This window comes from Bacillus cereus group sp. BfR-BA-01311, assembly GCF_022664295.1.
Lineage (GTDB): Bacteria > Bacillota > Bacilli > Bacillales > Bacillaceae_G > Bacillus_A > Bacillus_A cereus.
Genome location: NZ_JAKUHC010000039.1, coordinates 1 through 1082, shown reverse-complemented (window position 1 = coordinate 1082; position 1082 = coordinate 1). Strand labels below are relative to the sequence as shown.

Here is a 1082-nt window from a genome sequence, read left to right as displayed (position 1 = left end):
GGTACTTCAATGAACATGAATGCAAATGAAGTCATTGCCAATCGTGCGCTTGAATTATTAGGAATGGAAAAGGGAGACTATCATTATATTAGTCCAAATAGTCATGTAAACATGGCGCAATCAACAAACGATGCATTCCCAACGGCGATTCATATCGCAACATTAAACGCATTAGAAGGTTTATTACAAACGATGGGTTATATGCACGATGTATTTGAATTAAAAGCAGAACAGTTCGATCATGTGATTAAAATGGGTCGTACGCATTTACAAGACGCTGTGCCAATTCGTCTTGGACAAGAATTTAAAGCGTACTCTCGTGTACTTGAACGTGATATGAAACGAATTCAGCAATCACGTCAACACTTATATGAAGTGAACATGGGAGCAACTGCAGTTGGTACAGGCTTAAATGCAGACCCAGAATATATTGAAGCAGTTGTAAAACATTTAGCTGCAATTAGTGAACTACCACTAGTTGGTGCAGAAGACTTAGTAGATGCAACGCAAAATACAGATGCATACACAGAAGTATCTGCAGCACTTAAAGTATGTATGATGAATATGTCTAAAATTGCGAATGACCTTCGCTTAATGGCATCAGGTCCACGTGTTGGTTTAGCAGAAATTATGTTACCAGCTCGTCAGCCAGGTTCATCTATTATGCCAGGGAAAGTAAACCCTGTTATGCCAGAAGTTATTAACCAAATTGCGTTCCAAGTAATTGGTAATGACCATACAATTTGCCTTGCTTCAGAAGCAGGACAATTAGAATTAAACGTTATGGAACCAGTACTTGTTTTCAACTTACTACAATCAATTAGCATTATGAATAACGGTTTCCGTGCCTTTACAGATAATTGCTTAAAAGGAATTGAAGCGAATGAAGATCGCTTAAAAGAGTATGTTGAGAAAAGTGTAGGAATTATTACAGCCGTGAACCCTCATATCGGTTATGAAGCTGCAGCTCGCGTTGCGAAAGAAGCAATCGCGACAGGGCAATCCGTTCGAGAACTTTGTGTGAAAAATGGTGTACTGTCACAAGAAGACTTAGAGTTAATTCTAGATCCATTCGAAATGAC

The 1082-nt window shown here is 38.7% G+C and carries 1 protein-coding gene; it reads left to right on the top strand.

Annotated features, from left to right (window positions below; genetic code table 11):
* A partial coding sequence (locus MR136_RS28255; RefSeq protein ID WP_242259709.1) for an aspartate ammonia-lyase occupies positions 1-1082 on the top strand: 1082 nt, incomplete at both ends.